The following is a 24411-nucleotide window of genomic DNA, read 5'->3' on the forward strand; positions in this document are numbered from 1 at the left end:
AATAAAGTGGCGCGCCAAAATACATGGGGCGACCACATACTTATTTATCAGCGATGTAGTTACGTTGAAAATTGGTATATTTAAACTCACTGACTAATAATTACGTCCTTGTATTATTACTCCTACATATCCGTATCATCACCGAAAACGGTATTCCTATCTATCTCCTTTTCCGAACTCTTCCCAACACTCTCCTGTTCGATAGCCCCCCTCGTAGTATTTCCTTGTCTAACAGATTCCATATCAGCAGCGCTGCTAGTAGTTAGTTTGATTTTATTAAAAGAGCGAGCATCTATATCTAAATTACTATCATTGGAATCTTTAAAATCCGTATCCTTTTTCGAATCCTGTTGCACACTTTGTTTCATGTCTTCTTTCTGTTTCGAGTCTTCTTTCTGACTCAAATCGTCTTTAGTGCTTTTTTCGGAACTATCCTTAAGTAGTTTTTCTTTTTTTGAGCGATTGTAATCAAGCAACAAAGATTCGAGTGATACATACTCACCTTTTGGTGTTCGCTTGTCCTTCACCAAGTTAAATACAGTCATGGCTCGGCTTGGTGGTAAACAACCCTGCGCTACCCATTTGCACACAGCATTGTTACTTACACCAATAGCTCTCGCTAGCCGGCTTTGGCTGCCAAATATCGATAATACTTTTCTAATTTCCCCAGTCACAAAACAAATATAAGCCTAAGGGTTATCAAAGTCAACCTATGGCTTATTGTCGTTTACATCTAAGATCGATATTATTCAACCTATGGTTGATAATAAAAGCGCCAGAGGCGATCGAATTCGTGCTGTGATACTTGAATCGGGAAAATCTCAACGTGAAGTTGCGGATTTAGTGGGTGTCACGCCACAATCTATTACTAAATGGCTCAAAACTGGAAAAATCTACGTCGACAATTTGCAAGCCTTGGCTGATGCAACGAATACTGATGTGCGATATATAATCTCTGGTAACCCTAAGTTTAAAATTGCACAGCCTGAAGCGCCTTACTACACAAAACACGACGAGTTACATGCCCTGTTAGATACATTGGATGAGCAACAGGCCCAGCAGTTAATGCTTTGCATCCGCGCCATTTTGAATAACGAGGACAGTGACTTTGAAATCAATATCTCAGTTGGCAAGAAGAAAGTTTAGCACGCCAAAAGGTTAATTTACACGACAAACAACAAATTAACTACTCGATTAAAGCGTTCGAAGAACAACAGGAAGACGTCTACCCTCTACAAAATTCGACTAAATCGATCGTTTTTTTGTTAACACTCTCACACTATTCAATTTCATCCCCAGCATCACATTTGCCATATGCTCGGTACGTTAAAGGGCATATAAAGAAGAACTAACGAGGGTGCACTTCTACAATAAGGTGACAAGCATATTTTCCGGTATCAAATATTAGACAAGGCGCCTGCTCTGATAGCTCATAATTGAGCTTATCGCAGTAAACCACAGCACTTGCTAGACCGCCGGTTTCCTGCTCAGAAAAATGATGGTGAACATGATAAGTAAATGTATTGAGAAATTCTTTAACAGCATCAATCGCCAGTTCATCCCAATCAGGTAAAGGCATCTGCATAAAGGCGCGGCCCATATGTAAACCATGATCGCTAGGCAGATTCATTAGCATACGATAGTTAAACTTTCCGATAAAATCCTGATACCAAAAAGCGCCTTTGTGTTGCATATCCTTAGCATTGGCGATCACACTTGTTAAAGCTATAGAGCCCTTACATATACGTTGATAAATTTTGGGAAATGTATCAGCCACTAGGCGAATGGTATCAGGATCTAAACTTCCACTTATAATACGCTCAAAATGGCGTTGAGATATATTACGATGTTTCTGATGCTCATCTAAATATATTGCTAGACTTTCATTATCCAAAAAACCCAACTCAACTAATATCTCACCTATATAAGGGCGGCGCTTGCTTTGTTCTTCTAGCAGCTCGTCAACTTGTGTTCTAGTCAACAACGACTCTGCAATTGCGATATCACCGAAAAAATCATCTTGTTGTCGTTGTAAGCGGTTAATATATTCTGATTGCTCTACGTCGAGTAGTTCTAGATGTATCGCAAGCTCTCCTAATAATGGCGAAATTTCTCGTTGAATAGACAGTGCTTGAAGTAGCTGATCTTGAGTAATGATCATTTTTTCAAGTAAAAACTGTCCAAAAAACTGTGTTTTCATCGCTTAACCTGTGTCATAACCTTATCTTTAGGCTGGTATATAAAGTGTAGCAATAAATACACACTTGTAATGACTAAGTCTCACGTCATAACTTTGGCCATGTTAGGAATGTAAAATATCGGTTAAAAAAAATGTATATATTGAATGCCGGGCTTGTTTGCACTAATTTATGGATTTTAACCGGATAATAATTATGAAAAAGTTAATTGTTGTATTGTGTGCCGTTGTGTTTTACGGGTGTAGTCATCAAACAGCAAAAAATAATGATTTAGCATCTGAATCTGTAATAGTAGACAGTACTAGTGAATGCGTCGGTACGACGGAGCTGGCTGAAAAATATAAGGGCAAGTTAATAGCGGCTGAAGACTCGCAACTTCTCGCCTCGTCTTTGGGTAATCCGCAAGAGGGCAAATTATGTCAAGGGCAGGTTTATCTAAGTAAGGCTCCTATAATATTATATCGCGCCTGGAATAGTACTAACCCAGGAAGCCAATTTGGACGCTGGTGGGCATTTGAAAAACCAAACGGAAAAGTCGCCAAGTATCGTGCAGACTATGAAATTTGTTATCAATGGTCACCACTAGATAAAATGTCACGCTGTACATTACAAGCTGGTATTAAAGTGGTAATAGGCAATGGACAAAGCGCAAAATGTTCCCAGTATCTCACCTACCCTGTCTCAAAAGCTCAGCAAATCTATATTGAAAGTGCTAATGAAGCGATGGTTAATTGTGAAACCTATAATGACGAGTTTAACTGGCAATAGAATCGGGTGTTTATAAAAATTCGTTGGTGATTCCTATCAAGGATTAGGGTCTGCTAACTCTGAGTTAATAGATCCTAAAACAATATATCCTCGTCCGTTTGCAGTGAATTTAGATCATCGATATCCATCTGCTTCGTTTGTTCGCTCAGTTTTAACAAATTACCAGTGAGTTTCTCACTTTCTTTTTCCATTAATTGAATCTTATCTAAAATTTCACTCTCGGGCTGATTATTAAATTTTGCATTTATCGCATCTGAGGCTGCAGCATGGAGTGCGATAAGGTATTTTTCTAAGTCAGCCCAGGAACTCATATGTCCAAAAGCTTGTTGCGATAGCGACGAATAATACCATTTCCCCATACGTGAACCTGTGTGATCTCGAATCAAGCCAATAATTTTTTCTTCGAATTGCTCATGCCCTGTTAAGGCATATATGCGAGTTTTAAAGACAAAGTGACTCAAAATTGCCGCTTGTAATACTGATTGATTCGCTGCTCTGGCAATAATATTCTGCATATCTTTTGAAATTGCAGTAATCGTTGTAACACACTCCACAACATTTTCTGTGGTACCTGAGAGTTCGGTGGATTCTTTGCTAATTGCATGGATGCCAGATTGTACTTCTTCAGTGCCTTGCGTGATATTTCGTATAAGGTCAGCAATATCATCACTGGCTTCAGTGGACTTTTTTGCCAGCGTTCTCACTTCTTCGGCGACTACAGCAAACCCTCGCCCTTCTTCTCCTGCTCTCGCGGCCTCGATAGCCGCATTAAGTGCCAATAGATTTGTCTGATCCGCAATCCCTTTGATCAAGCTGGTAAAGTTAGTAATTTGTTCAACAGCAGAATTAAGGTCGAGCAGTATCGATTGTGTTTTTGACGCCTCAACGTCGATATGCGCTAGACGGCCAGAAATATTATTGAGAATAACCCCTATCTGATGAAATACAGAGCGGCTTTCAAAAACTTTGTTTTGTTCTGTCGCTAAAGTGTCGGCATTATCTACTAAAAATTCATGAGCGGCATTAATAGAACTTGTACTACTAAACAGCAAATCTAAGCGCTTATGGGTATCATGCTCAACTTGGACAATAGTATGGAGCTTTTCCTCATCCGTATTATGGGCATTTTCAAGTTCAGCAACTTTGGCGCGAAGTTCGGCATTTTCTGCTTCGAGCTCTGCAAGCCTCTCTGTTACATCAACAGATGCAGTGCCGAATAATCGTGATAGCATAATGATAGTCTTAGATGTGTCGTTTAAAATTGAATTTAGTGCTATTCATAAGTTGGTGCTTCACGTATAGACCTCTAATATTATGAATCACTTTAATAATAATAGACGATTTGAATCTAATCTGAAGAAAGGAAAAGAATATTGTGCTGCTCGATGCTTATTAAGCATCAAAACAATGGGGATACTAGTATACTTAAGACTCTGTTTTTATTAGTTTTTTTGATTTTCACAAAGCAATTGGCACCCAATAAATCTTGGCACTGCTATTTGCATTGTAAATTGCACTCTATGCTATTCAATTTCGCTATAGCCCCAATAGCAGCCATAAAACATCAAGATACACCACACTCTTCTAGAACATCCACCAACCTTTTACGTGATATTCTCATTTCATTTGGGTAAGCAAAGGCATTATTAAGGTAGTGTATACCCTCTATTTTAAGACTGCGATTGACATGGCTATGGCCATAAATATGGATATTCGCATTTAATGCTCTAATCTGCTCATCGATGCGTTGACTCCCAAGAACAGGATAAATAAATTGTTTATCTGGCGGGATAAAACTGGGCATCACATCGATTCGAGGTAAAAAGTGAGAAAACGAAATGGTTGTTTCATTACAAGGTGTGAGGCGCTCTTTATTCTTTTCTAGAAAAAACGCTGAAACATCCATATCCGATTTTAAATCATAAGGCCACTGACAGCGTCGAAAATCCATCCAAACTTTTTTAAGATAATCACTAGGTTGACCAAAGGAGTAATCGTACCACGAGAACAGTGGCACTATGGTATAACCGTTAATAGATCGCCTTTCATCAATAACCCCCATCGATTGAGCAATGGATCTAAGAGAATAAAACTTGTCGATAGATGAACACTTTTGTTTTTGACTTACCCAGATATCATGATTGCCAGGTACAAAAAATACGTAGCGAAACTTTTTTAGGCAGTGCTCAAAACAGCGCTCGACCAAGGAGAGGTTATCAGAAATATCGCCCGCTAGTATTAAAACATCCTCGACATAGTCACTATTTGATAGCTGAACAAGCCACTGCATATTTTCATCATAATCTAGGTGTATGTCGGAAACGGACAGTATTCTCATGTATTAGAACCAATTCATATTAAACTCTTACTATCACTATGCAATACCACGAATAATTTGACAACACATGTACCGCTAGATGGCTGTTTGTGAACATTTTTCACTCAAAAAGGGGGTTAATCAGAATATTAAATCGCTATTGTTCATTAACGTGTATACAAAACCAGCGGTATAATACTTTATAGGCCTGATAAAGAGGTGTTAACGATTTATTAGTGAAATAACTTAATATGGTTTTAGAAAAATATTATGACAATACTTATCGCTTGTACCAATAAAAACCCTCAGCCTTGGCTGCAAGCTTTGCACAAAGCCGATAGTCATTTAGATATTGATGTATGGCCAAGAGAAAAAAATCCCGAAGCTGTTGAATTTGCGTTGTGCTGGAAACATCCCACAGGAATTTTACAAAATTATCCAAACTTAAAATGTGTATGTTCAATGGGAGCAGGAGTCGATCATTTACTAGAAGATAGTTTGCTACCAAAACATTTACCAATTATTCGTTTGGTAGATCCACAGTTAGCTCAGTCGATGTTTGAATATTTATCTAGCGCAGTTATGTTACACACGTGTAATTTTGCAGTATATGAAAAACAACAACAAAATTCACACTGGCAACAGCATTCAACTAGACGCTTTAATGAAACAACTATTGGCGTTATGGGTCTCGGTAAACTAGGAGAATACTGCGCAAAAAAATTTACGGATTTAGGTTTTAATGTTGTCGGCTGGTCTCGTTCAGAAAAATCTTTAGCGAATATTACTGCATATCACGGCAACGATGAGCTACCATTATTTTTAAGGCAAAGTAATATCCTTATTTGTTTATTGCCATTAACAAAAAATACTAGTGGCATTTTAAATCGAGATCTTTTTAACACACTACCTAAAAATGCTTTTTTAATAAATGTTGCCAGAGGCCAGCACTTAATTGAAAACGATTTATTGGAAGCACTGCATAACGAGCAATTGAAAGGCGCCTGTCTTGATGTTTTTAATGAAGAGCCTTTAGTTAGCGATCATCCTTTTTGGCAGCATGAAAAAATACGCATTACGCCACATTGTTCGAGCATTACCGACCCAAATTCAGTTGCATTACAGATAATTGAGAACTATCGGCTTATGAAGATGCAGCAACCACTACTTAATCAAGTAGATTTAGCTCGAGGATATTAAAAGGAATAAGTTATCACTTTATCAAGACACTTAGCTGGTAACGGACAAGGTATTTAAGAATGAAATGCAATAGCGAATAATTTTCATTATTGATTCCAATTAAAAAATTTTATTGGAATCCAACAGTAGAGTCTTGTGACATTATCACAGATGAGTGACTACAGAAAAAGTACTACAGGTAAACTATTACACGTAAAGTAATGAACAATATTATAAAAACATCGACCTAAAGAGTATTTGTTAGCAAAGCACAGAAAGCTATTGGTGTTAGTATATGTAAGTAAGCTATTATGTATTTAAAATTATGAGCATTGGCTTAAAATTTATTATCTTTAATATTTCCAGGAAAAACGCACGTATAATGCATATAACCTATAAAATGGATAACCAGGAAATGTATAGTTTGATGGTCACATGTGGATCTCAGCTATCGATAAGGTACAATATATCGCCAAAGAGTCCGTCTTTTTATATACACGGGTAAAAGTTGCGAGCAAAGCGCCAAGAAGAAATGAATAAGCAATGCAAATGATGAATGTACTAATTACAGATACAAGCTACAACAAATAGAAGACACAAAACAAATACAATTAAGAGCAAGGCGATATAACAGGCAGACTCCAATAAGAAAACAATATTGACTTATAGACCGATTCCGGCACAACTGCGATAAACCGTCTCTTTTTTGACAAAAGCTAATGGGCATCAGCATTCACAATGTATTCATAAACAAATCATTAACATTAATAAAACCCTCCCTAGGAAATAGTATATGAACTTAAAAGTATTAGTTTCAGCAATAGTTATGACAGCCCTACCCTTTGCAGCTCACGCAGCCGGCGATGCCGCGGCAGGAAAGGCAAAATCCGTTGCGTGTGCATCATGTCACGGAGCTGACGGTAAAGCTCCAATCCCAACCTACCCAAACTTGGCAGGTCAGAATCCTAAATATATTGAATTGGCATTAAAAGCATACAAAACAGGCCAGCGCACAGGTGGCCAAGCGGCAATTATGACAGGCATGGCAGCGCCATTGAGTGATGCCGATATTGCCAACTTAGCAGCGTATTACGCTTCGCTAAAATAGTGTTATACGGTGTGAGGGCCATCCCCTCACGCCCCCTTTATATCTCTACATACCTCTACACATCGATATTCTCTAGCCCTGGCCATATTGATTTAAGCATTTGATCACAGTGCGTCACTCACAACGATCATAAAGCAAGCAACCCTTCACAACGCTTCGATATAGGAAACTAATAACTGTACCTTCACATTACCGCGAAATTCATTAACGTCTAGTTGATAAGCAATACGCACTGACTTTGCAGCATTATTCGGCCAGTCATTAAGGTCGATATTAAATGCAATGGCATCCAAAACATTGCTAGAATAAGGCTCTAATGACAGCACAAGTTTTAGATGCTTTTCCCCTACGATGCGCTGTTGCACGATATAGAAGACACCATCAAAAACAGGCTCGGGAAATACCTGTCCCCAGGGGCCTGCGTTCTTAATTGCCAAAGCTAAATCGAGAGTTAATAACTGGGCTGGCAGTAACCCATCACTCATCACTACGGGCTCACCAATTTCTTCATCTAGATGATGCCCCACCACAAGATTGAAAGCCTGTTTAAATTGCTCTAGCTTCTCAGCTTTTAGTGACATACCAGCGGCCATGGCATGGCCGCCGAACTTTTCCAGTAACCCCGGGTTTAGTGCCGCCACTTCATCGAGAACATCCCGTAAGTGAATTCCAGGTATTGATCGACCAGAGCCTTTAAGCTCTCCGTTATCGGCGTCCGCAAATATAATAGTGGGACGATGCAAACGATCTTTAATTCGCGAGGCAAGAATACCGATAACACCTTGATGCCAGTCGCTCTTATACAGACACACACCGTTTGCTTGCCGTCCTAGTTCATCATCAGAAAAGCTTTGTAATAAATTTACCGCTTCTTTTTGCATGGAAGCTTCAATACTTTTACGGTCGCGATTTAAATCATCAAGTTCTTTGGCAAGATTTAGGGCTTCATATTTATTATCTGTTAGTAGACAGCGAATACCCAAAGACATATCGTCGAGGCGACCGGCAGCATTGAGACGAGGCCCAACAGCAAAGCCAAGGTCAGAGGAAGATAAACGATGCATTTCTCGACCAGCGATATTAAATAACGCTGTAATCCCCGGTATGGCCTTATTCGCACGCATACGCTGTAAACCTGTCGCCACTAGAATCCTGTTGTTATAGTCTAAAGGCACAACGTCAGCAACAGTTCCTAACGCGACGATATCAAGAAATACTGCCATATTAGGTTCTGGGATATTCTTGTCAGCAAACCAGTTTTTATCTCGCAACGCGGAGCGCAAAGCTGACATCACATAGAAAATAACGCCAACACCAGCAAGGTTTTTACTGGAGAATTCACAACCATGCTGGTTAGGATTGACGATAGCATCAGCCGACGGGGTCTCCTGCCCAGGTAAGTGATGATCAGTTACCAGAACTTTTATCCCCTTAGCTTTCGCGGCGTTAACACCAGCAATACTAGAAATACCATTGTCTACTGTAACGATAAGATCAGGTTTCATTTCCTCGGCAACAGCGACGATTTCGGGTGTTAGACCATAGCCATAAATAAAGCGGTTAGGCACCAGAAAGTCAACGTAGACAGCACCGAAAGCCTGTAGGCAACGAACAGCTAAAGCCGTACTGGTGGCACCGTCAGCGTCAAAATCGCCAACAATCAATATACGCTGATTATTTTCCAGTGCATTAACAAGTAAAGCGATGGCCTCATCAAGCCCCTTCAGCAATTTGGGGCCTTGTAAATTTTTTAGCGAATAATTGTTATGTTCACCATATATTGCCCCACGAGAAGCAAAGATATTATGCAAAATAGCATCGGTAGAATGTATTTGCTCTGTATCATTAGCAGCGTTCGAGCGACGTTTTATTACTTTTTTCATAGCACACTAACAGCGTTAATTTGAGTTAATTTTTTAGAACAGGTATGCACAATGGGTAATGAGAAATAATCTTCACAGGCTTAAAATACAAAAAACGCTCCCAAAGGAGCGTTTAAGATACAATAAGCAATTTCAAAGCAGCTCTATTAAGCACTCATATTTGCGGCAATAAAATCGTGTACAACTTTAATATCATTTTCTAAAACATCAAATTTCTCTTCACGAGAAAATAAGTCACGCATATGATGAGGTAAAGCGGGTTCTTTAGCTTGGCCGGCCTTCTTTACAGCTTCCGGGAATTTAGCCGGGTGAGCTGTGGCCAAACATATCATCGGCGTTGTCATAGAACGACGTGTTTTTCTCGCGGCTTGTAAGCCTATCGCCGTATGCGGATCGAGTAAGTATTCAGTATTTTCAAATACATCTTGAATCACACTCAGAGTCTTTTCATCACCAACGCGACAGCTGCTAAACAACTGACGAGCCTTTGACAAAGCCTCTTCTTTTAATACCATCTCACCAGATTTAAAATCTTCCATCAGTTGTTTAATGGCAGCGCCATCACGATCATAGAGTTCAAACAACATACGCTCAAAATTACTCGACACCATTATGTCCATGCTCGGTGATAATGAGTGGATCAAAGGCTTCATGGAGTGATCATTGGCACTAATGCAGCGATGTAAAATATCGTTATCATTGGTAGCAATCACGAGCTGCTCAATGGGAAGGCCCATACGTTTTGCTAAATAGCCTGCGAAAATATCGCCAAAATTTCCGGTGGGCACCGAGAAAGACACAGCTCGATGAGGTGCACCGAGAGAAATACCGGCATAAAAATAATAGACGATTTGCGCCATGATGCGCGCCCAGTTAATCGAATTAACGGCCACCAGCTGTCGGCCATCGGGCAAAAAGGATTGGTCAGCGAAGCTGGATTTCACCATTTTCTGGCAATCATCAAAATTACCTTGTAAGGCAATATTGTGGACATTTTTCTCTATTACGCTGGTCATTTGCTTGCGCTGAACATCAGACACACGGCCGTGGGGGTGCAAGATAAAAATGTCTACATTCTCACACTGGCGGCAGCCTTCGATAGCAGCAGAACCAGTATCGCCGGATGTTGCTCCCATAATGACTACTTTTTGTTGGCGCTTATCCAGAATATAGTCGAGTAAGTTTCCTAAAAATTGTAAGGCGAAATCTTTAAACGCTAAGGTAGGCCCTTGAAACAACTCCAATATCCATTCGTTGTGCCCTGTTTGAACAAGTGGCGCGATACCGTCGTGGCGGAATGTACTGTAGGACTTTTCAATAATTGCCTTTAAATCAGCCTTGGGGATTTCACCATCGACAAAAGGCGCAATAATTTTGTAGGCCAACTCTTGGTAATTTAAATTACTCCAACTGGCGATTTCGCTCTGGCTAAATTCAGGGAATTTTTCTGGCAGATACAAACCGCCATCCTCAGCAAGACCTGTGAGTATGACATCTTCAAAATTTAAACTCGGCGACTCACCACGTGTACTAATATATTTCACGGCGTACTCTTTCTGTTAACGAGAATTATTGTTTCAAAATTTATTTCAAAAGTTCCACACGTATTCGGACAATTTTACCGGCGACAGAATCTAAATCTTCAATTTTCTCAATAGCACCGATAATATCACGTTCGAGAGCACGGTTAGTTAGCAGAATAACCGAAACCAGATCCTGCCCCTCACGTGGCTCTTTTTGTATTAGTGCTTCAATACTAATACCTGCCTGACTTATGATTTGAGCAATACTTGATAAAACCCCTGGCTTATCTTCTACGGAGATTCTCAAATAATAAGAAGTTTGAGTCTCTTCTATGGGCAAAACATCGAAGCTATTTAAACACTCACTTGAAAAACCTAAATGCGGCACATTGGATTCTACCGTTTCTTTGCACAAACGGCTAACACGCACAATATCAGCGATAACAGCAGAAGCAGTCGCCTCTGAACCGGCTCCAGCGCCATAGTATAGTGTTGGGCCAACAGCATCACCTTTAACCATGATGGCATTCATAACACCATCGACACTGGCAATAATTTGGTTTTTCGGAATAAGTGTAGGATGCACTCGAAGTTCAACAGCATTATTTTCGCGACGGCGAGTAATCCCTAGATGTTTAATGCTATAGCCTAATTCATCGGCATAGTTAACATCTATAGTAGAGATCTTGCTAATACCTTCGGTGAAAACTTTGTCGAACTGTAATGGGATACCAAAGGCGATAGAAGACAAAATAACAAGCTTATGTGCTGCATCAATTCCCTCTACATCGAAGGTTGGGTCTGCCTCAGCATAACCTAAAGCTTGGGCTTCTTTTAAGACATCTTCAAAATCTCGGCCTTTATCCCGCATTTCTGTGAGAATAAAGTTTCCAGTTCCATTAATAATACCTACCAGCCATTCAATGCTATTAGCCACCAACCCCTCACGAAGGGCGCTGATAATCGGGATACCACCAGCGACAGCGGCCTCATACGAGACTGTCACGCTATTTTGTTTAGCGATTTCAAACAACTCATTACCGAACTCAGCTATTAACGCTTTGTTAGCAGTCACCACATGCTTACCATTTTGTAGTGCCGTGGCCACTAAATCTTTGGCCACAGTAACACCGCCAATCAACTCAACCAAAATATCAACTTCAGGGTCATTAGCAACCGCAAAGATATCCTTGCTGATTCTTGTACCCCCAGTATTACAGGCCGGATTATCGCGACGCGCGCCAATATGAGAAATAACAATTTCGCACCCTGCCCTCGCTCGAATAGTACTTAGATTTCGTGTCAGAACATTAAATGTTCCACTACCAACGGTTCCCAAACCACATACGCCTATATTCACGCGCTTCAAAGTTTTTTCCTCTGCAATCTCTCAAATAGACATTTTTTGTGTAGAAGCCATTTTATAACAGCTGTACTTGCTGGTAAGGCGTTCGCACGTTATCAAACAGCTTCTAGGCAAAAAAAGAAATGCAACCTTACTGAGGCAAGATGACGGTGTCAATGGAGTTAGAAGATGATACTAGGAGAGAAAGGTGAGACCTTGCTGAGTAGTCTCACCTGAGGGATTTTAGATCGAGAGTAAATTAAATACCGAGAGTCTGAGCCAGTTTCTCAGCAGGCATATAACCGGGAATTAACTCACCAGATTCTAATACAATGGCAGGAGTGCCATTTAAACCTGCACGAATACCAATGTTAAATTGCTCTTCAACAGGGTTATTACTACATACATTTTCAGGAATTTCGCCACCTGCTTTAAGTGTGCTTAGCGCATTTAAACGATCATCTGCACACCAGGCTGATGCGATCTTCTTATAGGAATTGGAACCAATACCCGCGCGAGGATACGCCAAGTATTTAACTTCAATACCTAGCTCGTTCATTTTAGCCATTTCATTATGTAACTTACGGCAGTAGCCACAATCAACATCGGTAAAAACAACCACACTTGCTTTCACTTCACCTTTAGGAGAAAAAACGATCATATCGTCTTTTTTAACGGAGGCAATAAGTTCAGCCCTTGGTCCGTTGGATTGTTGCTCAGTGACATTAACAATACGCTGTCCCTCAATCTGGAATAAATCACCAACGAAGAAAAAATCACCTTTACCTACCGCATATACAGACCCTTTACCCTCAAAGAATACTTGGTATACGTCTTTAACGTCTGTCGTCAATACATCCATCACTTTAAGATCTGAACGAGCCGCTGAGAACTTCTTGCTAATAGCATCGACAACTTGTTTTGAAACTTTAGTTTGTGGTTTTGTTTTTTCGGAGCTGGCTTCAGCATAAGCCTGCGCCTGAAAACCAAAAAGCGTAAGGACTGTTGCAGCTGTTGCAACATACGAAATCAAGCGTGAAAAGGTCACGGAATATACCTCGGCAATTGTTTTAGTTGGTCTCTTTGATGACCAAAGTTATGTATAGTTCCTTATAGAATAAGGTTTATATTAAAAAATATTCATCAAAATAAAGCGACTATAAAAAAGCAGAAAGTAGCTCAATACTAATTTGAGCGCCAACCTACTCATCTATAAATCGCCGTCAAGTATTGTATATTTTTAGGCATAAAAAAAGCGGCTAATGCCGCTTTTTTAAATTTTTCAAAAGACCTAGCCCAACTTCTCTTTAATACGAGCAGCACGGCCAGTAAGTTCGCGAAGATAGTAAAGCTTAGCTTGTCGCACATCGCCACGACGCTTAACTTTAATGCTATCAACAAGCTTGCTATGCAATTGGAAGGTACGCTCAACACCAATACCATGAGAGATCTTGCGCACGATAAAGGCAGAATTAATCCCTCTATTGCGACGACTAATAACAACACCCTCGAACGCCTGTAGACGCTCGCGATTACCTTCTTTTACTTTTACCTGGACAACAATAGTATCGCCTGGGCTGAACTCTGGAACATCTTTTTTCAGCTGTTCACTTTCCAGTTCTTGGATAATTTTATTACTAGAACTCATGGTTTGCTCCTGATTAGCAAGATAAAGCCTCACGGCTAAATTTTTTACTTTTGCTCCTGAAGATACTCTTTTAATAAAGCTTCCTGAGCGTCAGTTAACTTAATTTTTTCCAGCAAATCAGGTCGTCTATCTGCGGTTCGTCCTAACGCCTGTTTCATTCGCCAGTTTTCAATTCTTTTATGGTCACCAGAAAGTAAAACCTCTGGCACCTTACGACCGTTTAGTATTTCCGGCCTAGTATAATGAGCACAATCCAAAAGACCATTCTCAAAGGAGTCTTGCTCTGCAGATTTTGCATCACCAATAGCTCCAGGTAAGCGCCTTATAAGAGCATCCAACAGCACCATTGCTGGCAGCTCACCACCGCTTAATACATAGTCTCCAATGGACCACTCTTCATCCACTTCATCTTCAATAAAGCGTTCATCTACACCTTCATATCGACCAGCAATCAACACTAAGTTTTTATGCTGAGCTAAAGTATTAATGCTTTGCCGATCTAAACGTCGTCCCTGTGGCGATAGATATATGACTCTCTGTTTATCCTTGGGCATCGGCAAATAATTTCTAGCCGCTTGCAGAGCATCTTGTAATGGCTGAACTCTCATTACCATTCCAGGCCCACCACCATAGGGCCTATCATCAACCGTACGGTGCTTGTCCATTGCATAATCACGCGGATTAAAACACTGAACGTCAACTAAGCCTTTATCGATAGCTCGTCGAGAAATACCACTTTGTGTCAATGCAACAAACATTTCGGGGAACAACGTTACCACTGCAGCTTGTAGCATGTATTCTTGGGTCATTTAAAAATCAGGATCCCAGCTCACCCAAATTTCGCCAGCTTCTGTATCTACACTCAGTACATACTCATCTGGCGCATACGGGATTAAACGCTCCCGCTCATCAATACTGGATTCATCAGACGACACCACAAGCACATCATTAGCGCCTGTCTCCATCAGTTTCGACACCCGGCCCAGAATAGATTCCTGCCCCTGGTATTTATTGATGACCTTTAGCCCAATCAGCTGATGCCAGTAAAATTCATTGTCTTCCAGCTCTGGCATCTGGCTTCGCTCCACAGCAACATTCGATAACGTATACTGCGCAGCTACATCGCGATCGTCTATTCCTTTAAAGTGGACAATTAAAGTACCACCATTGAACTGATAGTCGTCGACTTCAAACTCTTTCACACCATGACGGGTTTTCACCCACCAAGGGGAATAACTTACAATATTCTCTGCAGGATCGGTATTTGAGTTGACTTTAAGCCAGCCCTTAACGCCGAAAACCCCTGCAATACGCCCCACATCAACCAGATTAGAGCGGTGGCTAGACACAGTTAAAACTAAGCCGCTTTAGCGTTGCCTTTTACCAAGTTAGCAACTCGATCTGAAACTTGAGCACCTTTAGAAACCCAGTGTTCATAACGCTCTAAGTCTATGCGTAAACGCTCTTCTTTACCGCGAGCAACAGGGTTAAAGAAACCAACGCGCTCAAGAAAACGACCATCGCGAGAGTTACGGCTATCAGTAACGGAAATGTGGTAAAAAGGACGTTTTTTCGAACCGCCGCGAGATAGTCTAATAGTTACCATGTATACATAATCCTATGAATTCTTGAATGTTCAAATCTGTATGGCTCATTTATTAGCGCCTAATTTATTTAGACTTAGATATAACAATGTACAAAGAGCCACCTACGAAAGGCGGCGTAGTCTAATTGAAAGACACGTCAATGTATAGTAGTAATCGCCTTCAAATGCGAAAAAGTTTATGCCAATAATAGTTTCGGTTTGCCCATCGCAAACGAGCATCATTAAAATGGCTTGGGTCGTGAGGTTTTACTGACCAAAGCCAGGGGGCAAACCACCGCCGCCGCCAGGAGGCATGCCACCAGGAAACATGCCGCCCATGCCCCGCATCATCTTGGTTAAGCCGCCACCTTTCATTTTTTTCATCATTTTAGCCATCTGCTTGTGCTGTTTGATTAGGCGGTTTAAATCTTGGATTTCAGTACCCGAGCCTTTGGTAATGCGTCGTTTACGCGAACCATTGAGAATATCCGGGTTGCGTCTCTCTTCTGGCGTCATCGAGTCAATAATGGCTTCCATACTCTTAAATTGGTTGGTCATATTGGCTTGCTCTGCCAATTGCGCCATATTTCCCATGCCTGGCATTTTCTCTAGCATGGAGGCCATACCCCCCATATTTTTCATCTGCTGTAACTGATCTCTCAAATCTTCAAGATCAAAACGTTTACCCTTTTGAACTTTCTTAACCAGTTTTTCAGCTTTTTGCTTATCTATTTTCTGTTCGGCTTCTTCAATGAGCGACATGATGTCACCCATACCTAAAATACGAGATGCAATTCGCTCTGGATGGAAAGGCTCTAAGGCTTCTGTCTTTTCACCAACACCCAAAAACTTAATGGGCTTACCGGTAATATGGCGCACGGATAAAGCCGCCCCACCGCGGGCATCGCCATCAGTCTTAGTCAGTACAACACCGGTTAATGGCAATGCTTCATTAAAAGCTTTAGCGGTGTTGACAGCGTCCTGACCGATCATCGCATCAATAACGAATAAAGTTTCTACAGGGTTAAGTGCCTTATTCAACCCCTGAATTTCAGTCATTAACTCATCATCAATGTGTAAACGACCCGCGGTATCGACAATCAGCACATCAGCGTGGGCCTTTTTAGCGTGCTTCAACGCCGCATTGGCAATATCAATAGGTTTCTGCTCTGATGAAGATGGGAAAAACTCCGCCTCAACCTCACCCGCCAGAGTCTCTAGTTGTTTAATAGCCGCTGGGCGATAAACATCGGCACTGGTGACAACAACATGTTTTTTCTGTTTTTCTTTTAAGAAACGCGCAAGCTTAGCGACAGAAGTAGTTTTACCAGCCCCCTGTAACCCGGCCATCAAAATAATTGCCGGGGGTTGTTGAGCAAGGTCTAAATTTTCATTTGCCGCCCCCATAATCTCGATAAGCTCGGCTTCCACTATTTTCAAGAATTGCTGACCGGGATTAAGCGCACGGGAGACTTCGACACCTAAAGAGCGTTTGCGCACATGGTTAATAAACTCTTTAACTACAGGCAATGCCACGTCGGCTTCAAGCAGAGCTTTACGTACTTCGCGCAAAGCGTCTTGAATATTGTCGTGGTTTAGGCGCGATTTACCACTTATCTTCTTTAGGGTTCGCGACAAGCGATCGGATAAATTCTCAAACATAGTGACTTATCAAAACTTTTAGAGTGTGATTATTATATCGACGGAACTAGACGTGAAACACGTGAATCTCTTATCGATAATTGACATATTCGTTTTTTAGCGGCGCAGTATAATGTTAAAGCTCTCGAAAAACGACCTTTGACAGAAATATAGCCGCCTTTCGACTTGCCAAGCGTCTCATGACCCAATACTCTTAGGGATTGTCCATACAACTCATTACCTTGTTACCTATACTCACCCACCGATTTATCAGACAAGAGACAAGACATCAGATATCTATGGCCAGCTTTTTGACAATCTCTTTTTATACCGCTGCTTGGGCTTACATTCTCAATGCACTTATGCGCAGGCAAAACATTGCAGCGACAAAAGTGCTTGCTGTGATTGCATCAGGACTTGTAGCACACGCCATTGCTGTTTATTTTTCCTTAGTTAAACAGGATGGCTTAGAGCTGGGGTTTTTCAAAATAGCATCTCTGTTTTTTTTCGTCATCAATTTATTAGTGCTTATGAGCAGTCTGCGCAAGCCTCTTCACAACCTGTTTGTCTTCTTAATGCCTTTATCGATCATGGGGCTGATTGTGGGGGAATTCTTTAATAGCCCGGTTACTAGTGGCAGTCAGCTAAGCCCAGGTATCGTAGCCCATATACTGCTCTCTATATTGGCCTATAGCTTATTGACGATAGCCAGCATGCAGGCGCTATTACTTTCTTACCAAAATAAGCAGCTAAAGAGCAAACAGTTTAACGGTTTAATGAGCATTATGCCGCCACTGCAGACTATGGAATCGCTGTTGTTTGATATTGTCAGAGCAGGTTTCTTGTTTCTGACGCTATCTGTTATCACTGGAATAATCTACATAGACGATATATTTGTCCAAAAACTATCCCACAAAACGGTATTTTCTCTCCTGTCATGGATTATTTATGCCGTTCTTTTAACCGGCCACCAAATTTATGGCTGGCGCGGAGCTGCGGCTATACGTTGGGTGTTAGGCGGCTTTGTCGCTTTAATGCTCGCTTATTTTGGCAGCAAATTAGTCATTGAGGTCATATTAGGTAGTAGCTAGATAAAAACGGGCAAACTTCTACTTGAATAAGTATTGAAAGTCGTTCTAATATGCCGTTCAGATTGCAACATAGGTTATCGCTTCATTGAACGACCTCTCAACACCCATACTCTTTGGGATACTGGCTTTTCTAATTGTACTTTCGGGGTTTTTCTCCAGCTCAGAGACTGGCATGTTGTCTTTGAATCGGTATCGCCTGAAACATTTAGTTAAGAATAAAAATCGCGCTGCAATTCAGGCCTCTAAACTGCTCGATCGTCCTGACCGCTTAATTGGCGTAATTCTCATCGGCAATAACTTTGTCAATATTATGGCAACAGTAATCGCTGGCATCCTCACTGCTAGACTAATCGGCGAGTGGGCAACTGTATGGCTGCTGCCAATAGTACTAACCATAGTGATATTAATCTTTGCTGAAGTCACACCTAAGTCTGTGGCGGCGGTATATCCTGAGAAGATCGCCTTTCCAGCAAGTTTTATTCTTGCCCCCCTACTATTGTTGCTTTTACCGATGGTGTGGATGATTAACGTGATATCCAATGGTATAGCTCGTCTATTCGGTCTAGATCCGGCAGGTTCTGCACTTACCGACCATCTGCGGCCAGAAGAGCTTAGAACCGTTGTTGATGAAGCTGGTGACTTGATACCTGATCAACACCAAGGCATGTTGCTAAACGTGCTAGATTTAGAGAAAGCGTCAGTAGAAGACATTTTAGTGCCACGCAACGATATACTTGGTATAGATTTGGAAAATGATATTGATACCATAATCGACGTTATTCAAAGTACAGAATACACGCGTATCCCAGTTTATGAAGGTGATATCAATACCATTGTTGGTGTTCTTCACCAGCGCAATGTCGCCAAGTTCCTCAAGAGCGAAGGCAGCACAGCAATTACCCATGCAGCTATCAAACAGTTGGCCTCTGAACCCTATTTCATCCCAGAATCAACCCCGCTATCGACACAGCTGCTGAACTTTCAAAAAGAGAAGCAACGAATGGCAATTGTTGTGGATGAATACGGCGATGTAATGGGGCTGGCAACTTTAGTGGATTTGCTTGAACAAATTGTTGGCGACTTTGCTACGGATGCGTCTACGGAAGAAAATCAGGAGATAATCAAGTACTCAGGTAACTCTTATCTGATAGATGCCTCTGCATCCATAAGAGATATAAACCGTAACCTCAGTTGGGAACTACCCACTGACGGGCCAAAAACATTGAACGGGATTATTATCGAGTATCTGGAAAATATTCCAGATGCGATTGTCAGCTTTGAAATTGACAACTACCGCTTTGAAATAAAAGAAATTGGCGAAACGCGTATCGATAAGGCGCTTGTTCATCAGAAGACAAACGAGTCATAGTTTATTTGCCGTATATAACCTCGGGAGCGGGATTGGTTCGACGAATTTGCTTTTCATAGACGCGATTAATCACCTCCACAATGACGCGAGCGGTAAAGCCCCAAATGGTATACCCCATCCAATCATAAGCTGGAGACCAGTACTCGCGTCCTTCCAGCTCAAAGATATCGGTACGAATTCGCGTATCTTCGAAAAAGAAATCAAGCGGCACCCAAAACATCGACTGCAGCTCGCCCAAATTAATTTCTAGACCAGATGTGGAGTCTACGCGTCCCACATAAGGGCTCACACACATTCCACCTCGAGTATAATTCGCCGGAAGCTCATCGATAATCTGAACTCTGGAAGGCTCAAGGCCCACTTCTTCGTGGCTTTCTCTGAGCGCGGTATCAAGCAAGCTCTGATCATCTGGCTCCCACTTACCACCTGGAAAAGCCACCTCGCCACCATGAATCGACAGATGCTCTGCTCGCTGGGTAAGTAATAGTGATTCTTTATCCGGATATTCGCCGGCGATAGCTACCAATACTGCTGCCTTATTTCTAAATTGCTCCGCTTGCACGTTTTATATGCTCTGTTTTATGTTCTAATGATATTAAACTGACGGTGATCGTTGTTCAACGAACAGAAGCTCAACTTATGATAAGTAGTTCAGAAAATGTTAATTATAACTTTTTAATCTAGCTTTACCTATACACATAGCAACGAGATATCTGTTAGTATTTTTTTTACACAAAAAAACCTTTTGGCGCCATTATTGGTTTAATGGCTCACTTATAAATTAGCACAGGCAAGATTATAGGTAAGATTTAAGTTTCGGGGGGAGCTTAAATTTTTAAATAACCAAAGGTTATAGAATTCGTAGTTTTAGGAGTAAATACAACGGGGTTGTAGATATGTACGAGAAATGGCCAAGTTTTGATGAATTAAAAAAACTTGCTGAGCAGTCGCCAGAAAAACTTGAAGAATTTCGAGAAAGACAAGTTCAAGCATTAATAGAACAAGCACCGGAGAGAATTAGAAAGCGCTTACAGGGACTTCAGTTCCAAATAAATTGCCAGCGAGAGCTACACAAGACACCTCTTGCCTCCTGCATCGCGATTTCACAAATGATGCATGAGTCTCTCGCTAAACTTAATGAAGCTTTCAGCGCTAATCATGCTGATACTTCTTTTAACGAGAGAAACGACAATAACGTTATCCCTTTTGCAGGTTAAAAGTCCACTAAGGTACACACATCGTAGGCCGGCTCTTCATATGGGTGTGCATGCTTCATGGCATCCATAACTGCATGAATATTATTATCCGGGCATACCATTTCCACTCGATATTCGGGCAGTAACTCCAATTCATTAGGTTGCCCGATAAATGGCTGGCTTTGGCTGTTGGGGCGGAACTGCCCCTGTCCTAAACACTGCCAGCAGCATTGATCATAGTCTCCTATCCTTCCCGCCCCAGCTCTAAACATCGCATTTTTCACTATCTCCAAGTGGCTTGGGGGTACATAAAACCCAATCTTAAACATGACGCTGAACCTCGATACAAAATAGAATTTCTTTAATGATTACTATGAGACTTTCAAGTAAGATGATGCCCCTTTTAAATACTGCCTAAATTATGCACTTATTTGTAGACAATCTAACTAACGTCGATTTTAGTTTTTTACACCCCACACGTGGATTAGTAGGAGAGACATGGCTCGCGAGTGTCGAACTCTTTGGTGAGCTAGATGAACAAGGCATGGTGGTAGACTTTGGTATAGTCAAAGCCCTCATACGACGCTGGCTGGACGAGGAAATCGACCATCGCTTATTGCTCCCCAAAGCATCGCCAAGTCTGCTATCTCTAGTTGATAGCGAGGCAAGCTACAGACTCGATTGGACATATCAGGGCAAACATATCAGCTGTGCTTGTCCTTCGCAGGCGCTGACACTGATAGATGATCAAGTCATCACTACAGAATCTGTTGCCAAGTGGTGTATTGATAAATTGATGCCACAATTCCCGAACTCAGTATCAGAACTCAAACTCACTTTTCAACCCGAGCATATCGAAAGCCCTTACTACCACTACAGTCATGGGCTTAAAAAACATAACGGCAACTGCCAGCGCATTGCTCACGGTCACAGGTCGAGAATATCTATATTGCGAAACGGCGAGCCAAGTCACGCCGATATGCAACGCTGGGCGCAGCAGTGGCAGGATATTTATATCGGTACACAAGAAGACCTAGTGACGGGGAACATAGGCGACAACCATGCGTTTTCATATGCCACATCACAAGGAGAGTTTTATCTTGAGTTACCGAAGTCCCAGTGCTATCTCATTAACACAGATACTACCGTAGAATTGATTGCCCAGCATATTGCCACAACCCTTAAAGCTGAAAACCCTGATGATACCTTTATCGTAAAAGCCTATGAGGGACTCGCTAAAGGCGCACAGGTAAAGCTCTAGGCCACTTCAAGCTCTTACTAGTGCTAAGCCTTTATCAAGGGAGGTATTGCACAGAGGGCCATCAGAGTAACGATAGCAAACAGTATCCGCACAAACATGAATGTGAGAAAAGCTCACCGTTTGTGCGTCTTCACGATGCATACACATGGACAACGCAGATTTGGAGGGAAAATGGCTGGCATGCATGGCAAGAAAACTGTCTTCAGTTTGTTCCGCTCCATCACCAATCATATCGCGATACACACTCATGCGAGCGGCAAAGACTTCATCATACCTAACTGACGAGGATATCAGTGGTGATTTTTGTAGAATCTCTTCGAGCTGTCTACCATTCCATCGCAGCATAGCAACACCATTATCTATCTCTTGTTCAGGACTGAACAAAAGCAGAGAAAAGGGCGCATATTTGGAGAGATTAAGATTGCTCACCAGCTCACGAGCTTCATCTATAGAAGCGCATGCAGCACAGTCACGGACAATTTGACCGCGAGAAATAAGTCTGCCTTTTGGCCAACGGCCTTGATAGAAATTTAACAAGGCAAACGTAAGACCATTTTCATTGCTAGCACACCAAGTGCCCTGCCCGACTGGGTCGATGGGCATAACAGCTCGTATATCAGAGTCTTGAATAACTTTTGGCGGGATAGCCGCAGCACGCGTTTTTTGCTCATCCCGATTAAAAAATACGTGGTAACCAGTATCAGCCACCAACCAACTTACTGTGCACATGCAAGTTTTTCTTGTGGCTCAATGTTTTCTTGCTTTTCACTTGCGCTCGCCTCCTTTGCTTCTTCGCGGAGGAAAGTTGCTGTAGCAGGTGCGACGCCCAAGTTTTCATCGAGTTCGACGCCCTGTAATTTAGCGATAACAGATATCAGAGCATAATGATGCACCGCATGACTGCTAGCAAATATAAGTTCTCTTAATGTGGTAGTTGGGATGGTAACGCTATGAGTTTCTTCGATAGTTACTTCTGTCTGTACAAGTACATGCTGCTCAAGTTTTGGCAGTCTGCCCGATATATGCTCCAGGCAAACTACCATCCAGTCTTTAATTTGCTGTAGTTCTGCAATCGCCGTGGTTCTACAAGTTTCAATATCTGCGCCCCGTCGTCTCGCATCGAAATCGATAAGCCCCTCTTGTTTTGGTGCAGTAATAGCAAGAAACATATCAACAACGTGACGGAAGTGCTGGCCAATGGTACTTTTCACATAAGGCGTAACAACAAACTGGTATTGCTCATCCGACAGGGATTCAATCAAGCCTATCCCTTGGTCTACGGCTTCAATATTTCCGATTACAACGGAACGAACTGCATCTAATTTCATTAACTTACCCGTGCGAGCGCGGAAACATACCGCGAATTTGGCTCTCTTTTGATATCCAGTCTTTTGTAATCAATGATAATGAACAAGCCCATGTAATGCATGCCATAATAAACAGCGTGCCACCATCATCCCCAATAACTGCCCCATTTTGGTCAAAACTGGGCATTATAATACCCAATGGCGTAAATAGGTGGAATACTATCGCACCAGACATAATTTCAAAAGCAAGAAGTGCGCCCCAGGCCCAGAATCTGCTAAAAAGAATTATTGATGCGACCAGTTCCAAGCCTCCGATCAGGTATCCCCCAGCAGATGCAAACCACTCCATTCCCATCCACTCTCCGAGTACGCCAAAAATGTGCTCAGTCTCATACGATCCAGAAAACTTAAAAAACAGAGACTGTACAAAGACAAATGCTATCCAAGCTGCAGCAATCCAACGCCAGTTTTGTTTAACAAATAACATTTGAAAGATCCTCTAAGAAACAACTGCCGATATTACTCGGCAATTTCGGGCCAGTTTTTATCGGCACTTTTGATGAAACCAGGGATGTCTTTAAACCACTTTTGTTGAACGTCGCCGTTATAGTTGAGATAGAGCTTGTCATCCACTATTTTCCAAAACTTGGGATTCCCTGGCGCTTTGGCACTGTTTGCACCAACAGCCCAAGCACAGTGACCACCATATTGAGGCGCATATTTTTCAGGATCAGCTTCAAATAGTTCTTTATTTTTTGCTGAACTGAAATACCATGTGGCTTCCATATATTCGACTTTATACTTCTTTTTACCTTTTTTAGGCTTACCATCAGTAAAGTACGCCACTGTATCGTAGCCCCCAACCGCTTTCTCACTGAAAAAACCTGTGTATATTTCGGCTGAGCTAAGGCTCGCTAAAAGAAGTGCCGTTAAGCCTATTAACGTGTTCCAAAAATATTTAAGCTTCATAGTATTTTCCTGTAAATTCAATT

General features: G+C 41.6%; 27 protein-coding genes. 8 read left to right on the plus strand and 19 right to left on the minus strand.

Translation table 11 applies throughout. The features are described 5' to 3' along the window. Window positions 1-122: 122 nt before the first annotated feature. Window positions 123-674, minus strand: coding sequence for a YdaS family helix-turn-helix protein (locus BVC89_RS19220; protein ID WP_158658036.1), 552 nt, complete (start codon window positions 672-674; stop codon window positions 123-125). Window positions 675-720: 46 nt separating this feature from the next. On the opposite strand from BVC89_RS19220, the gene BVC89_RS19225 reads away from it, so the two are divergent. After that, window positions 721-1146: a helix-turn-helix domain-containing protein gene (locus BVC89_RS19225; RefSeq protein ID WP_103654287.1), complete on the plus strand. Its 426-nt coding sequence runs from the start codon at window positions 721-723 to the stop codon at window positions 1144-1146. A gap of 202 nt (window positions 1147-1348) precedes the next feature. Here BVC89_RS19225 and BVC89_RS19230 read toward each other — a convergent pair whose 3' ends face one another. Continuing rightward, window positions 1349-2200, minus strand: coding sequence for a hypothetical protein (locus tag BVC89_RS19230; RefSeq protein WP_086932752.1), 852 nt, complete (start codon window positions 2198-2200; stop codon window positions 1349-1351). A 193-nt stretch (window positions 2201-2393) separates the two neighbouring features. On the opposite strand from BVC89_RS19230, the gene BVC89_RS19235 reads away from it, so the two are divergent. After that, a complete protein-coding gene (locus BVC89_RS19235; RefSeq protein WP_086932753.1) occupies window positions 2394-2966 on the plus strand; it encodes a hypothetical protein in 573 nt (190 codons plus the stop codon). A 74-nt stretch (window positions 2967-3040) separates the two neighbouring features. Here the strand turns inward: BVC89_RS19235 and BVC89_RS19240 are convergent, their stop codons facing one another. Together BVC89_RS19240 and BVC89_RS19245 are read right to left on the minus strand one after the other, a co-directional pair. Then, a complete protein-coding gene (locus BVC89_RS19240; RefSeq protein ID WP_086932754.1) occupies window positions 3041-4198 on the minus strand; it encodes a methyl-accepting chemotaxis protein in 1158 nt (385 codons plus the stop codon). 332 nt (window positions 4199-4530) lie between these two features. Continuing rightward, the gene (locus BVC89_RS19245; protein WP_086932755.1) at window positions 4531-5304 is read right to left on the minus strand and encodes a metallophosphoesterase; all 774 of its coding nucleotides are present in this window, start codon (window positions 5302-5304) and stop codon (window positions 4531-4533) included. A gap of 249 nt (window positions 5305-5553) precedes the next feature. On the opposite strand from BVC89_RS19245, the gene BVC89_RS19250 reads away from it, so the two are divergent. Both BVC89_RS19250 and BVC89_RS19255 read left to right on the plus strand, forming a co-directional pair. Then, window positions 5554-6483: a 2-hydroxyacid dehydrogenase gene (locus BVC89_RS19250; protein WP_086932756.1), complete on the plus strand. Its 930-nt coding sequence runs from the start codon at window positions 5554-5556 to the stop codon at window positions 6481-6483. Window positions 6484-7255: 772 nt separating this feature from the next. Continuing rightward, complete coding sequence (locus BVC89_RS19255) at window positions 7256-7570, plus strand: c-type cytochrome (protein ID WP_086932757.1); 315 nt, start codon at window positions 7256-7258, stop codon at window positions 7568-7570. Window positions 7571-7716: 146 nt separating this feature from the next. Here BVC89_RS19255 and recJ read toward each other — a convergent pair whose 3' ends face one another. From recJ to ffh, 9 genes are all read right to left on the minus strand, one after another. Beyond that, complete coding sequence (recJ, locus tag BVC89_RS19260; RefSeq protein ID WP_086932758.1) at window positions 7717-9453, minus strand: single-stranded-DNA-specific exonuclease RecJ; 1737 nt, start codon at window positions 9451-9453, stop codon at window positions 7717-7719. Window positions 9454-9599: 146 nt separating this feature from the next. Next, window positions 9600-10997, minus strand: a complete 1398-nt coding sequence (gene thrC, locus BVC89_RS19265; protein WP_086932759.1) for a threonine synthase — start codon at window positions 10995-10997, stop codon at window positions 9600-9602. Between the two features lie 40 nt (window positions 10998-11037). Continuing rightward, complete coding sequence (locus BVC89_RS19270) at window positions 11038-12345, minus strand: homoserine dehydrogenase (protein ID WP_086932760.1); 1308 nt, start codon at window positions 12343-12345, stop codon at window positions 11038-11040. A 235-nt stretch (window positions 12346-12580) separates the two neighbouring features. After that, complete coding sequence (locus BVC89_RS19275; RefSeq protein WP_086932761.1) at window positions 12581-13369, minus strand: DsbC family protein; 789 nt, start codon at window positions 13367-13369, stop codon at window positions 12581-12583. Between the two features lie 243 nt (window positions 13370-13612). Next, window positions 13613-13969, minus strand: a complete 357-nt coding sequence (rplS, locus tag BVC89_RS19280) for a 50S ribosomal protein L19 (RefSeq protein ID WP_086932762.1) — start codon at window positions 13967-13969, stop codon at window positions 13613-13615. A 44-nt stretch (window positions 13970-14013) separates the two neighbouring features. Next, on the minus strand, window positions 14014-14778 hold the full coding sequence (gene trmD / locus BVC89_RS19285; RefSeq protein WP_216825011.1) for a tRNA (guanosine(37)-N1)-methyltransferase TrmD: 765 nt from the start codon (window positions 14776-14778) through the stop codon (window positions 14014-14016). Further along, window positions 14779-15318 (minus strand): ribosome maturation factor RimM, encoded by a 540-nt coding sequence (gene rimM, locus BVC89_RS19290; RefSeq protein ID WP_086932763.1) that lies wholly within the window; start codon window positions 15316-15318, stop codon window positions 14779-14781. A gap of 8 nt (window positions 15319-15326) precedes the next feature. Then, window positions 15327-15575: a 30S ribosomal protein S16 gene (gene rpsP / locus BVC89_RS19295; RefSeq protein ID WP_086932764.1), complete on the minus strand. Its 249-nt coding sequence runs from the start codon at window positions 15573-15575 to the stop codon at window positions 15327-15329. Window positions 15576-15821: 246 nt separating this feature from the next. Next, on the minus strand, window positions 15822-17216 hold the full coding sequence (gene ffh, locus BVC89_RS19300) for a signal recognition particle protein (protein WP_086932765.1): 1395 nt from the start codon (window positions 17214-17216) through the stop codon (window positions 15822-15824). A 290-nt stretch (window positions 17217-17506) separates the two neighbouring features. Here ffh and BVC89_RS19305 point away from each other — a divergent pair, with 290 nt between their 5' ends. Together BVC89_RS19305 and BVC89_RS19310 are read left to right on the plus strand one after the other, a co-directional pair. Continuing rightward, a complete protein-coding gene (locus BVC89_RS19305) occupies window positions 17507-18286 on the plus strand; it encodes a cytochrome C assembly family protein (RefSeq protein WP_245929153.1) in 780 nt (259 codons plus the stop codon). Window positions 18287-18371: 85 nt separating this feature from the next. Then, the gene (locus BVC89_RS19310; RefSeq protein ID WP_086932767.1) at window positions 18372-19655 is read left to right on the plus strand and encodes an HlyC/CorC family transporter; all 1284 of its coding nucleotides are present in this window, start codon (window positions 18372-18374) and stop codon (window positions 19653-19655) included. Between the two features lies 1 nt (window position 19656). Here the strand turns inward: BVC89_RS19310 and BVC89_RS19315 are convergent, their stop codons facing one another. Further along, a complete protein-coding gene (locus BVC89_RS19315; RefSeq protein WP_086932768.1) occupies window positions 19657-20217 on the minus strand; it encodes an NUDIX hydrolase in 561 nt (186 codons plus the stop codon). 334 nt (window positions 20218-20551) lie between these two features. Here BVC89_RS19315 and BVC89_RS19320 point away from each other — a divergent pair, with 334 nt between their 5' ends. Then, window positions 20552-20872: a DUF3135 domain-containing protein gene (locus BVC89_RS19320; RefSeq protein WP_086932769.1), complete on the plus strand. Its 321-nt coding sequence runs from the start codon at window positions 20552-20554 to the stop codon at window positions 20870-20872. On the opposite strand, the gene BVC89_RS19325 is transcribed toward BVC89_RS19320, so the two are convergent. Then, the gene (locus tag BVC89_RS19325) at window positions 20869-21180 is read right to left on the minus strand and encodes a YqfO family protein (protein WP_086932770.1); all 312 of its coding nucleotides are present in this window, start codon (window positions 21178-21180) and stop codon (window positions 20869-20871) included. The genes BVC89_RS19320 and BVC89_RS19325 overlap by 4 nt on opposite strands. Window positions 21181-21272: 92 nt before the next feature. On the opposite strand from BVC89_RS19325, the gene BVC89_RS19330 reads away from it, so the two are divergent. After that, window positions 21273-22112 carry a 6-pyruvoyl trahydropterin synthase family protein gene (locus BVC89_RS19330; protein ID WP_086932771.1) on the plus strand — a complete coding sequence of 280 codons (840 nt, stop codon included), beginning with the start codon at window positions 21273-21275 and terminating at the stop codon, window positions 22110-22112. A 6-nt stretch (window positions 22113-22118) separates the two neighbouring features. On the opposite strand, the gene BVC89_RS19335 is transcribed toward BVC89_RS19330, so the two are convergent. The 4 genes from BVC89_RS19335 to BVC89_RS19350 are packed head-to-tail and all read right to left on the minus strand — an operon-like array spanning window position 22119 to window position 24388. Further along, a complete protein-coding gene (locus BVC89_RS19335; protein ID WP_086932772.1) occupies window positions 22119-22841 on the minus strand; it encodes an NRDE family protein in 723 nt (240 codons plus the stop codon). Next, entirely contained in the window at window positions 22829-23440 is a 612-nt protein-coding gene (locus tag BVC89_RS19340; RefSeq protein ID WP_086932773.1) for a DinB family protein, read from the minus strand. The genes BVC89_RS19335 and BVC89_RS19340 overlap by 13 nt, the downstream gene beginning before the upstream one ends. A 4-nt stretch (window positions 23441-23444) precedes the next feature. Continuing rightward, on the minus strand, window positions 23445-23906 hold the full coding sequence (locus BVC89_RS19345; protein ID WP_086932774.1) for a hypothetical protein: 462 nt from the start codon (window positions 23904-23906) through the stop codon (window positions 23445-23447). Window positions 23907-23938: 32 nt separating this feature from the next. Next, window positions 23939-24388, minus strand: coding sequence for a YHS domain-containing (seleno)protein (locus BVC89_RS19350; protein WP_086932775.1), 450 nt, complete (start codon window positions 24386-24388; stop codon window positions 23939-23941). Window positions 24389-24411: the final 23 nt, after the last annotated feature.

It is taken from the genome of Agarilytica rhodophyticola (assembly GCF_002157225.2).
Taxonomy (GTDB): Bacteria; Pseudomonadota; Gammaproteobacteria; order Pseudomonadales; family Cellvibrionaceae; genus Agarilytica; species Agarilytica rhodophyticola.

Coding starts and splice junctions, on each gene's coding strand:
- BVC89_RS19340 (WP_086932773.1), bottom strand. CDS start 23,440: ATGAAATTAGATGCAGTTCGTTCCGTTGTAATCGGAAATATTGAAGCC.
- trmD (WP_216825011.1), bottom strand. CDS start 14,778: ATGACCCAAGAATACATGCTACAAGCTGCAGTGGTAACGTTGTTCCCC.
- BVC89_RS19240 (WP_086932754.1), bottom strand. CDS start 4,198: ATGCTATCACGATTATTCGGCACTGCATCTGTTGATGTAACAGAGAGG.
- BVC89_RS19345 (WP_086932774.1), bottom strand. CDS start 23,906: ATGTTATTTGTTAAACAAAACTGGCGTTGGATTGCTGCAGCTTGGATA.
- BVC89_RS19255 (WP_086932757.1), top strand. CDS start 7,256: ATGAACTTAAAAGTATTAGTTTCAGCAATAGTTATGACAGCCCTACCC.
- BVC89_RS19350 (WP_086932775.1), bottom strand. CDS start 24,388: ATGAAGCTTAAATATTTTTGGAACACGTTAATAGGCTTAACGGCACTT.
- BVC89_RS19320 (WP_086932769.1), top strand. CDS start 20,552: ATGTACGAGAAATGGCCAAGTTTTGATGAATTAAAAAAACTTGCTGAG.
- BVC89_RS19250 (WP_086932756.1), top strand. CDS start 5,554: ATGACAATACTTATCGCTTGTACCAATAAAAACCCTCAGCCTTGGCTG.
- BVC89_RS19230 (WP_086932752.1), bottom strand. CDS start 2,200: ATGAAAACACAGTTTTTTGGACAGTTTTTACTTGAAAAAATGATCATT.
- BVC89_RS19335 (WP_086932772.1), bottom strand. CDS start 22,841: ATGTGCACAGTAAGTTGGTTGGTGGCTGATACTGGTTACCACGTATTT.
- BVC89_RS19245 (WP_086932755.1), bottom strand. CDS start 5,304: ATGAGAATACTGTCCGTTTCCGACATACACCTAGATTATGATGAAAAT.
- ffh (WP_086932765.1), bottom strand. CDS start 17,216: ATGTTTGAGAATTTATCCGATCGCTTGTCGCGAACCCTAAAGAAGATA.
- BVC89_RS19235 (WP_086932753.1), top strand. CDS start 2,394: ATGAAAAAGTTAATTGTTGTATTGTGTGCCGTTGTGTTTTACGGGTGT.
- rplS (WP_086932762.1), bottom strand. CDS start 13,969: ATGAGTTCTAGTAATAAAATTATCCAAGAACTGGAAAGTGAACAGCTG.
- BVC89_RS19325 (WP_086932770.1), bottom strand. CDS start 21,180: ATGTTTAAGATTGGGTTTTATGTACCCCCAAGCCACTTGGAGATAGTG.
- recJ (WP_086932758.1), bottom strand. CDS start 9,453: ATGAAAAAAGTAATAAAACGTCGCTCGAACGCTGCTAATGATACAGAG.
- rpsP (WP_086932764.1), bottom strand. CDS start 15,575: ATGGTAACTATTAGACTATCTCGCGGCGGTTCGAAAAAACGTCCTTTT.
- BVC89_RS19330 (WP_086932771.1), top strand. CDS start 21,273: ATGCACTTATTTGTAGACAATCTAACTAACGTCGATTTTAGTTTTTTA.